Origin of the sequence: Flavobacterium sp. Sd200, assembly GCF_009826935.1 — a bacterium.
Classification (GTDB): domain Bacteria; phylum Bacteroidota; class Bacteroidia; order Flavobacteriales; family Flavobacteriaceae; genus Flavobacterium.
In genome coordinates, this window is record NZ_WUMN01000001.1 from 1,402,953 (window position 1) to 1,409,332 (window position 6,380).

General features: G+C 47.6%; 8 protein-coding genes. All 8 read left to right on the forward strand.

The window, feature by feature from the left end; genetic code table 11:
- Positions 1-24 precede the first annotated feature (24 nt).
- A complete protein-coding gene (locus tag GR160_RS06165) occupies positions 25-570 on the forward strand; it encodes a prtrc system protein e (RefSeq protein ID WP_160748944.1) in 546 nt (181 codons plus the stop codon).
- 11 nt (positions 571-581) lie between these two features.
- Positions 582-800, forward strand: coding sequence for a PRTRC system protein C (locus tag GR160_RS06170; RefSeq protein WP_160748945.1), 219 nt, complete (start codon positions 582-584; stop codon positions 798-800).
- 16 nt (positions 801-816) lie between these two features.
- Positions 817-1,980, forward strand: a complete 1,164-nt coding sequence (locus GR160_RS06175; RefSeq protein WP_160748946.1) for a hypothetical protein — start codon at positions 817-819, stop codon at positions 1,978-1,980.
- A 2-nt stretch (positions 1,981-1,982) separates the two neighbouring features.
- Positions 1,983-2,708, forward strand: coding sequence for a PRTRC system protein B (locus GR160_RS06180; RefSeq protein WP_160748947.1), 726 nt, complete (start codon positions 1,983-1,985; stop codon positions 2,706-2,708).
- Positions 2,705-3,502: a PRTRC system ThiF family protein gene (locus tag GR160_RS06185; RefSeq protein ID WP_160748948.1), complete on the forward strand. Its 798-nt coding sequence runs from the start codon at positions 2,705-2,707 to the stop codon at positions 3,500-3,502. Before GR160_RS06180 ends, GR160_RS06185 begins: the two co-directional genes overlap by 4 nt.
- A 389-nt stretch (positions 3,503-3,891) precedes the next feature.
- Positions 3,892-4,884, forward strand: a complete 993-nt coding sequence (gene egtD / locus GR160_RS06190; protein WP_160748949.1) for an L-histidine N(alpha)-methyltransferase — start codon at positions 3,892-3,894, stop codon at positions 4,882-4,884.
- 12 nt (positions 4,885-4,896) lie between these two features.
- The gene (egtB, locus tag GR160_RS06195) at positions 4,897-6,081 is read left to right on the forward strand and encodes an ergothioneine biosynthesis protein EgtB (protein WP_160748950.1); all 1,185 of its coding nucleotides are present in this window, start codon (positions 4,897-4,899) and stop codon (positions 6,079-6,081) included.
- A 6-nt stretch (positions 6,082-6,087) separates the two neighbouring features.
- Positions 6,088-6,380 (forward strand): ATP-binding cassette domain-containing protein (locus tag GR160_RS06200; RefSeq protein ID WP_160748951.1); only part of this gene is annotated, 293 nt, incomplete at its 3' end.

The following is a 6,380-nucleotide window of genomic DNA, read 5'->3' on the forward strand; positions in this document are numbered from 1 at the left end:
GGCAGGGACAAAAAACATACCACTATGGAAGCTAATTTTTTTAGGCAGCTTGCAAACATTGACTTTGCGGGCAGCGTACAGGTAACCATTGCCCACGGCATACAGGGCAGCCTGATTGTATCGGTATTGGTACGCAACGAAGGGTGCAGCGATACTGCTAAGAACCTCATACGCCCCATGACAATGAGGGGAACAGCGGAGCAAATGGACACGCAATTCTTTGAGTATATCGCCATGCCTGTTGAAGCGGCTTCAGGGCTGATGGTAAACATGGAGGACTATATGCAGCACCTTGACCAGGTAAAAAAACAGTCCGCGATGGAAAAGGAAAAAGGTACAAAAGAGAAAAAAGAAACCGATGCCAAAGAAAAAAAGTACCGGGAAGCCATAGACAAGTCCCAAGAACTTGAAAGGGAAGGAAAATTCAGGGAAGCCTATTCCAAAGTACCCAACCCTAACGACCATCCTGAACATACGCAGGAAATAAAAGAACGCCGGGCGGCACTATCCTCAAGGTTTGATGAGGGCGGGCTGTTCGATGAGCGTATAATTGAAAACGTTGAACCATAAAAATGTGAACTATGTTACTGGCAACACCATTAGAGCGGGTTTTCCTGCTTAAAGAAAACGGGCAGGACATTACCCTGCCCGACCCTGAACCGGCATGGACAGCCGAGCGTGTCCTGAATTTCTATTCCGCTACCTATCCCATACTGACCACGGCAAAAATAGGCGCACCTGAAATTAAGAACGATACTGTGGAATACCGCTTTGAAAGCATCATGGGTACAAAAGGATAATTGTAACTATACTTCTATGGATTATGCAACCCAACATCACAAAAGGGGCGGCAACGCCCGAAGAAAGACAGCAACGGCAGCTTCACATGAACCTATCGGAGTTTATGGACTTTATGAAACGTCCCAAGGATGCGCAGGAAGTACTGCGGGACACCCTGCAGCCCGTCCCGGTGGCGCAGCTGCCGATGGTTTTCTAAGGGCGGTATTCGCACCTGCCCTTAAAGAAAATAAATCCCTGCGGGGCAGTATAGAAAACAATACGATAGCCGATGGGTTTTGCGCCTCTTTCAAGCAGCTGACAGCGCATTACGGCATTGCCCTGCCCATGCCCATGCCGTTTTGCTATCCCGATACCATTGCGCAATGCATGTCACTATTGCAAGAAGCCCTTAAACAGGTAGAGGGCTTTTACAGCCTGCGTTTGGTACAAGGCAGTAAGGGCGCATTTCTCGTGAGCGAGGAACGTCACAGCACCGGGCAAAGCCTGTACTATCTGCCTGTAGTACCCCTATATAAGATGCTGAGGGATAAGCACCATAAAAAAGCAGCAGCCTTGTTGCTTTCGGTGGGTGCATGGCTCTACCGCATCGTAAACGTTCCTTATTACAGACAGGAAGAAACCTATTTGTATTACCAGTACGATATGGTTAAGGAATGGGTGGAACAAGATACTGACGAAGAATATGACAGCACCGAAAGGCAGGATTTAGAGGCAGCAGCGACTATTGGCGACCGTATGGAACAAAAGCTGCGCCACCCTGCCAACCTTGAATATTTTACACAGCGTTTGGGAGGTTTCAGGGCGTGGGACGATGTAGACCGGGAATGCCTTGCTGTGGCCACCAATGCACAAGCCCTGTTTTTAGAATACCCCAATGAAAGTGTGTTCCGTAACGCACCCGTAAAGGAGGAAACCGAAGACGATGCTGCATACTACGACAACGAAGTAATCAGTATGGATAAGTACATCAGCTTCTCAGCGGATACCGAAGGGTGGCTTTTTGATACAGTGGCCGATACGGTCAACAGCGATTTCAACGAATGCGGGGAAATAGAAGAACCCCAATTGCTGAAGTGCTTTGACGGAAACCCCGTAACAGGTTCACTTGATTTTGAGCGCAGGGTATTCGACCTTATGGACAGGCTGTGCGACATTCTTTATAATTATAAAATGCCATAACTATGGAAACCTTAAACGACATTACCGATAATTTCACAGCTACTTATAATGCTAAATGTGCGCTTGTCTTCTATGAAACCGACAGCGAGGAAAAACAGGTGTACGTGGAATATTACGACATTGACGGGCAGGGACAGCCCCGTAATGCGCATTCCCTCTCGGTTTTGGAAGCCGACAGGCTCTATAAATCCCTTGAAACACAAGTCCACGCAAAACAGACATTTTTAAAACCCAGTGGGCTGCTGCCGCAAAACGTGCTACACATCGACCCCGCTGAAAACGGCAGTGTGCTATGGTACACCAAAGCAGCACTGCGCCCGATGTTCTTTGTACCGAAACTCGGCATCCCAAACGGGGCAGTGCATGTGCCTGCCCTGCTTTGGAAGGCAAGCCGTGAGGGCTTAGCCCTCTATGCCCTGCCCTCCGATAAAACACCAAACGAAAACACTGCCCTGTACTACGCCCCGTTTTTCAACATCTATAAAGGCGGCAGGGTGTGTATGGGTACGGTTGACATCCAAATCAAATCCTGCGCATCCCTTGAAACTTTTATCCTGGCATGGGAACAGTACTTTTTTAACAGCTATTTCAGCCACCTTTTGGACAGCTACAACCCGGTAAAAGGGAATTGTGTAGGGCTTTGGAAAAGCCTTGTGGAAACGGGTGCTGCATTCCCAAAATCCGAATTAATCAAAAATAACATGACACTTAAAAACCTACTGTCATGAAAACTGAAAAAGCAAGGGTACACTTTACCTGCCAAAGCCTGATAAGCCCCTACAACCCCGTAACCGTGAACCTCATCGGCGCAGGGGGCACTGGCTCAAAAGTGCTGACCGCACTCCTTGAAATGAACCACAGCCTGATAGCCCTGGGGCATCCCGGGCTTACTGTCCGCCTATGGGATGATGATGTTATTACCGAAGCCAACCTCGGGCGGCAGCGGTTTGCCGAAAGTGAAGTCGGGCTATATAAATCCGTAGCCCTCATTAACCGGGTAAACCGTTTTGCAGGCACCGCATGGAAAGCGGAAACCGTAAAATTTGAACGGGACAGTAACGGCAGACAGCCGGAGCATTCCGATGCGACGCTTTACCTCTCGTGCGTGGATAGCGTAGCAGCACGTTTTGAGATTGCAAAAATACTCAAAGCCCATGACGGGCGTGGCCACAACCAGCCACGCTACTGGATGGACTTTGGGAACAGCCACAAAACAGGGCAGGTAATATTAGCTACCGTCGGGAAATTACCGCAACCTGAATCAAAAAAATACACACCTGTGCCGAACCTGCCCTTTGTAACTGATGCGTTTGGCGAACTACTCCTCCAGTCTGAAACCCAGGACGACACCCCAAGCTGCTCCCTTGCCGAAGCCCTGTTAAAACAGGATTTATACATTAACGCCGCCCTAGCCCAACTTGGCTGTAGCCTGCTTTGGAACCTGTTCCGTGAGGGTATGACTGCTTACCGTGGGTTTTTCCTGAATATAGCGGATTTCAGGGCGCAGCCAATGCCTGTATAAAAAAACCGCCGTGCGGCACTCCCTGTCAGGGAAAGCCGTGCGGCGCTTAAAATCGGAGTCCCCGTCACAAGGCCACGGCTTGTCACGGGGCTTTTTATTATCTTGGCATAAGCCTGACCAACGCACTAAACTGATGCATTGTCAATTCCGACGATACAAGCTCCTTAAAACCATTATTCAAACGAGAGAAATCACAAAACATCCAAAAAAATCGCCACTTGAGAATGGTGCCGACAGACAGCCAATTTTTCGAAAATTTGTTAAGGATTTCGAAAAAAGCATTATCACACCTGCCATTAAGCGTATATTTAATATGCAATAATAGCCGCTGCCCACCAATCCATGGTAACAAACTAAGGTCGATGTGAGATCGTAACCCAAGCACCATTATGACACTACAAACAGAAAACATACTTTGTCCGGACGCTATAAAAACTGAAAATACCGCTGGACAATTTCTTACCGATGTACTTGAAGGGTTACAAGCCCCCCAAAAAAAACTGCAATCAAAATATTTTTATGACCCTCAAGGAGACGCCCTGTTCCAGCAGATAATGGCAATGCCTGAATACTACCTTACACGTTGCGAACTGGATATATTCAAAAACCAGACAGCGTCGCTGGCAGCATTTCTCAAACAGGATATACCATTTGACCTGATTGAACTCGGCGCAGGCGATGCCACGAAATCGTCTTACCTGCTCCAACACCTCGTTGCAAATAATGCAGAGGTTACCTATATGCCTATTGACATATCGGGAAACATCCTTTCTGTACTGTATAAAAGGTTGGCATCAGGTATACCCGCTCTGAACATCATACCCCTTGAAGGTGAATATTTCGACATGCTCCAAAAAGCGGAACGGATATCAAAGCGCAGAAAAGTTGTGATGTTCCTTGGGGGGAATATCGGCAATATGGAAAAAGACGAAGCACTGTCGTTCTGCAAAGGAATCAGGGAGCATCTGCGCCCCGGTGATATTATGCTGATGGGGTTCGACCTGAAAAAACACCCGCAGATTATATTGGATGCCTATAGCGACAAACAGGGTATTACCGCCGCCTTTAACCTTAACCTGCTTTCCCGAATTAATCGTGAGCTTAGAGCTGACTTTGACCTCGACCACTTTGAACATTACCAGAATTACGACCCGTTAAGCGGTGCTTGCCGAAGCTACCTCGTTAGCCTGAGACAGCAGCAAGTGCACATTGGGAAAGTCAAAATAAGCTTTGAACAAAATGAAGTGATCTATATGGAAGTATCTCAGAAGTTCTCGAAAACCGATATATCGGCTATGGCTGAGGAATCAGGTTTCTCGATAACGGGCTCCGCATATGACACAAAAAAATGGTTTACTGATTCTGTATGGACTGCTAAATAAAGAAGATGCGATATGGAAATTAACACTATAGCACCCACTACTTCTGTAAGGCTTTTACAGCTGTACCAAAAGATTCGCCGCCACTCCGAAGAAATTTGTAAACCCCTCGAAACAGAGGACTATGTGGTGCAGCCAATAGCCGATGTCAGCCCACCCAAATGGCATTTAGGGCATACCACCTGGTTTTTTGAAACCTTCATACTCCTGCCCCACTTCAAAGGCTACAAAGAGTTCAACCCACAATATAATTTTGTATTTAACAGCTATTACGAGAGCGTGGGAGCCCGCGTAGTACGTACCGACCGTGGCAACCTGAGCCGCCCTTCCGTTGCCGACATTTACCACTACAGGGCATATGTTGATAAGCAGATGGAAACGTATTTACAAAACACCGTCCCTGATGATAACCTTGCCGCGTTGCTGGAACTGGGGCTAAACCATGAGCAACAGCACCAGGAACTACTGTACAGCGACATCAAATACATACTCGGGCACAACCCGCTTTTCCCCGCCTATAGCCATCGTAATGTTTTTGAGACATCATCTAAAGAGAGTTCACACTACATTAGCATTGAAGCGGGCGTATATGAAATAGGATACCAAGGCAACAGTTTTTGTTTTGATAATGAATTGGGGCGGCATAAAGTGTACCTCGATACCTTTGAAATAGCTCATGCACTTGTAAGTAATGCAGAATACCTTGGCTTTATTGAAGAGGGCGGCTATACTGATTTTCGCCATTGGCATTCCGAGGGATGGGACTGGGTGCAGCAAACCGGGGTAAAAGCGCCGTTGTACTGGCATCAGATCGACGGCAAATGGATGCACTATACCTTTAACGGGCTTCAGGAAATTGATCCCCTGCAACCCCTTTGCCATATTAGTTTTTATGAAGCGGCAGCTTTTGCCGCCTGGAAAGGGATGCGCCTGCCAACCGAAGCTGAATGGGAAGTGGCATGCGGGCTGTTTGACTGGGGCCAGCGATGGGAATGGACAAACAGTGCCTACCTTCCCTATCCCGGGTTCAAAAAAGAAACCGGGGCCATAGGCGAATACAACGGGAAATTTATGATAAACCAAATGGTCTTACGCGGTGCGTCTGTAGCTACACCACAGGATCACAGCCGTACAACCTACCGTAACTTTTTCCATCCGCGCCACCAGTGGCAGTTTACGGGTATCCGATTGGTAAAATAATACTGCATGGTTATATTAGATGAGGTTTCCAAGAGTTTCAACGGACATAAAGCGGTCGATACAGTATCGCTACATGCCCGCGAAAAAGAAATAACGGTGTTGCTGGGCACAAGTGGCTGTGGAAAAACCACAACCCTTAAAATGGTGAACCGGCTCATTGAGCCTGACAGTGGCACCATCAGCATCAATGGAAAAAATATAAAGGACGCAAATCCCGATACCCTGCGCAGGGCGATTGGATTTGTAATGCAGCATGCCGGGCTTTTCCCGCATTACACGGTAGCCCAGAACATAGCAGT